At 78.0% G+C, this 2,539-nt stretch carries 2 protein-coding genes; both read left to right on the top strand.

From position 1 onward, the window contains the following. A partial coding sequence (locus tag CR470_RS37315) for an outer membrane protein assembly factor BamB family protein (RefSeq protein ID WP_179892514.1) occupies positions 1-1,465 on the top strand: 1,465 nt, incomplete at its 5' end. Further along, positions 1,462-2,539: serine/threonine-protein kinase (locus tag CR470_RS37310; protein WP_257139062.1), on the top strand; the 1,078-nt coding region annotated here is incomplete at its 3' end. The genes CR470_RS37315 and CR470_RS37310, both read left to right, overlap by 4 nt.

Here is a 2,539-nt window from a genome sequence, read left to right as displayed (position 1 = left end):
AGATGTGTATAAGAGACAGGACCCGGCCTGCGCGGCGGACGCCGGTCCCGCCCCGGCCGACGCCGTACCCGCCTCCACCGGCGCCACGCGCACCCCGGCGGACGCCGTCCCGCCCCGGCCCCGTCCCGTGGTCGCGCCGCAGGACACCGTCCCGTACGACGGGCTGGGGGTCCGGGGCCCGACCAGGCGGCGGCTGCTCGCGTTCGGCGGTGCCGCGCTCGTGGCGGGAGGGGGCCTCGGCGGTGCGGCCCTGCTCCGGCGCACCGAGAAGAACGACCCGACCGGCCCCCGGAGGCCCACGCCACCGCCGAAGGCCCGCTGGGCCCGGGGACGCCTGCTGTGGACCCGGGCCGTCGGCGACCTCGGCCCCGCCGGCCGGGTGCTGCGCCACGGCAGCGCGCTCCTCATCACGGACGCGGCCGCGGTGACCGCGCTCGACGCGGCCACGGGTGCCGTGCGCTGGCGGCATCCGGCGCGGGATGTCACGGCCGTCCGGCCGCTCGGGGACCAGGTGCACCTGCTGCTCTCCGGACTGCTCTTCGCACCGGAGCTCCTCACCCTCGACGCCCGTACGGGCAACCGGCGCTGGTCGGCCCTGCCGGACCGGCCGGTCGACGCCCGGACGTCCACCGTCCCCGACGGCCAGTCGGCGTTCTTCACCGTCGACAGCGGAACGACGGCCCTGGTCTCCTACGCCTCCGACGCCTCCCTGTGGGCGAAGCGCTCCGTGGGCGAACGCCCCTGGCGCGCCTACGGTTTCGACTCCCGTACGGGAAAGGCTCTCTGGTTCCACGAGGGGACGCGGGCCGCGGTGACCGGCATCGACGCGGCGGGCGGGCGGCTGGCCGTCGCGCTCCGCCTCCCCACCCGTCACGGGGCCCCCGCCGAGGAGCCGTTGGTCGTGCTGCGGACCTCCGGCGCGGCGCCACGGCCGGAGCCGGAGATACCCGGCGGCGCCCCGTATCCGCACGCCCACCCCGGCGCCTCCGGCACCCGGTACTACGCGCGTGGCAGCCGGATCGTCGCGGTCGATCTGGCGGCCCGGCGTACCGCCTGGCACCGTACGCTCGAAGGGTCGCCCACGGTCACGCCCACGGCGACCGGTGGCGTGGTGCACGCCGCGACGCCGGACGGGGTCACCGCGCTCGACGCCCGGAGCGGGCGGGTCCGCTGGAGGCGCCCGGGCCTCGGGCGGCTCGCCTCCGACGACGGCGGCGTCGACGACGGGCCGCCGCTGGTGGCGGACGGCACGGTGTACGCCACCGGGCCGGAGCCGGGCCGCGAGGAGAAGCCCGGGGAGGCGTCGTTCCGGGGGGTGCACGCCCTCGACGCCGTCCGCGAGCGCCGGCTGTGGGCGGTCCCCGTCGAGGGGGACGGGCCCCTCCTCGCCGCCGCCGGCGGGGGCCTCCTCCATGTCTGCGCCGACGGGACCGTGCAGACCTTCACCGGACCGGACTCCGCGTGACCGGCCCGCTGCTCCCCGGCGATCCCGAACGGCTCGGCTCCATCCGGCTGCTGGGCCGGCTCGGGGCGGGCGGCATGGGCACCGTCTACCTGGGCCGGACGCCCGGCGGGCTGACCGTCGCGGTGAAGACGGTGCACGAACACCTGGCGGCCGACCCGCACTTCCGGGAACGGTTCCGCCGCGAGGCCGCCGCCGCCCGCGCGGTGACCGGGGCGCACACGGCGGCGGTGCTCGACGCGGACCCGGAGTCCTCCCGGCCCTGGCTCGCCACCGCGTATCTGCCGGGCGTCACGTTGCGGCACGCGGTGGCGGCGGCCGGGCCGCTGGCGCCCTCCGCCGTACGGTCCCTGGGCGCGGCCCTCGCCGAGGCGCTGGAGGCCGTCCACCGGGCGGGGCTCGTCCACCGCGACCTCAAGCCGTCGAACGTGCTGATCAGCGCCGACGGGCCCCGGGTCATCGACTTCGGGATCGCCCGCGCGATCAGCGACCACGGGCTGACCGGGGCGGGCGACGTCATCGGCACCCCGGGGTTCATCGCCCCGGAGCAGATCACCGAAACCGTCGTCACCGGTGCCGCGACGGCCCGGGAAGCGCTGACCCGGGGAGTGGTGACCGGGGCGGCCGACGTGTTCGCGCTCGGGGCTGTGCTGGTGTTCGCCGCCACCGGAGGCAGCCCCTTCGGCTCGGCGACCCCGGCGGTGCTGCTGTACCGGGCCGTCCACGAGGACCCGGATCTCTCCGGCGTACCGGCCGCGGTACGGGAGGTGGTGACGGCCTGCCTGGAGAAGGATCCCGGCCTCCGGCCGACGGTGGACCAGGTCCTGCGGGCCACCGCGGACCCGCATCCGGCGCTGTGGTGGCGCACGGAGCCGCTGCGTTCGCTGGTCCTGGGCGAGGCGGCGGGGCACACCCGAGGGAAGCCTGCCGAGGAGGGCGGCACGCACACCGCCGGCCGGCTCGCGGACAGGGAAGCCGGGGAAGCCGCCCACAGCGCCGGGGAAGCCGCCCCGGGCCCGGCCGAGGCTCCCGGTACGGAACCCGCGGCACGTCCGGCCGCCGCGCCCGGCCGCACCC

Source organism: Streptomyces sp. rh34, from assembly GCF_002551245.1.
Taxonomy (GTDB): Bacteria; Actinomycetota; Actinomycetes; order Streptomycetales; family Streptomycetaceae; genus Streptomyces.
The sequence above is the reverse complement of the archived record's forward strand: the minus strand, read 5'-3'. Positions and strand labels throughout refer to the sequence as shown.